This is a genomic window from Microvirga zambiensis WSM3693 (genome assembly GCF_016735695.1).
Lineage (GTDB): Bacteria > Pseudomonadota > Alphaproteobacteria > Rhizobiales > Beijerinckiaceae > Microvirga > Microvirga zambiensis.
This window is the reverse complement of the sequence record NZ_JAERQD010000205.1, coordinates 1-954: the sequence shown is the minus strand read 5'-3', so window position 1 is coordinate 954 and position 954 is coordinate 1. Positions and strand designations below refer to the sequence as shown.

Sequence of the window (954 nt, the reverse complement as noted above, 5' to 3'; positions counted from 1 at the left end):
CGTTCGATCTTGCCCATGCGAGCAGCATCGCACGTCAGACCAGATTTCGGAATTACCCGTCAGTGACAGAACACTAGTTTCCGTCCACAAACGCACATATTTTGGGGCGTTTGCAGGCACTTACGCTCATCGAGAAGCGATTGTAGGGGCATTGACAGCGAAGACCGCGCCGTTTTTGGCGAAACCGGCATCACGGGCGCGATGAAGTGCACGCCGCGAGACCGATGTTGGACCGGTACCACGGATTCCAAACGGCAGATCGGCGTCAGCTTGAGTTGAGGCGTGTGAAGAGGACGAGGTTGTAGGCCACGACCGAGGACCAGACATAAGCCTTGAAATGATCGAGGCCGCGCCAGGTGCAACGCGCCAAGCCGTAAGCGCGCTTGAGGCATGAGATACCGGCTTCGATGCCGGCCCGGAAGTTGCGCAGCTTGCGATAAACCCATTGGCTTCTGACCATGTCCTCGATTCTGAGGCCGGCTTTCTTGTGGAAGGCCATGTCGCAGACGCCCCACGCCTTCGCTGTGGCCAGGTTGTCGCGCGTGGCGAAGCCGCCATCGGCCGCCGCTTGCCGCGGCGCTTGGCCATAGAGGGCGACGTGGCGCGCCAGCATCGGCAGCAAGCGGTCGCTGTCGGCCGGGTTACCGGCTTCGATCACCAGATCGAGGATCATGCCACTCCTGCCGGTGGTCAGGTTGAGTTTGTGACCATATCAGTATCGCGGCTGCCTTTGACGATGATATCGGCATGCTCTTCGAACAGGCTCACCAACTTCTCGCTGGCGGGGACCGGCTCACCGGCCAGCACCCGCCGCTCGCTCTGTCTGATGATGCGTTCGACCAGCGGCCGATAGTGACGAACCTGGACCTGCCACCTGGGAGTTAAACCGGAAGGTGGGTGATGGGGTCGATCAGGCGACGTTGTGTGTTGGCGTCGTTGTGATCTCGGCGCCGT

1 pseudogene is annotated in these 954 nt (G+C 60.7%); it reads right to left on the bottom strand.

Annotated features, from left to right (window positions below):
• Window positions 1-265: 265 nt before the first annotated feature.
• Window positions 266-873: pseudogene (locus JKL46_RS34905) on the bottom strand (transposase); the annotation flags it as partial.
• Window positions 874-954: the final 81 nt, after the last annotated feature.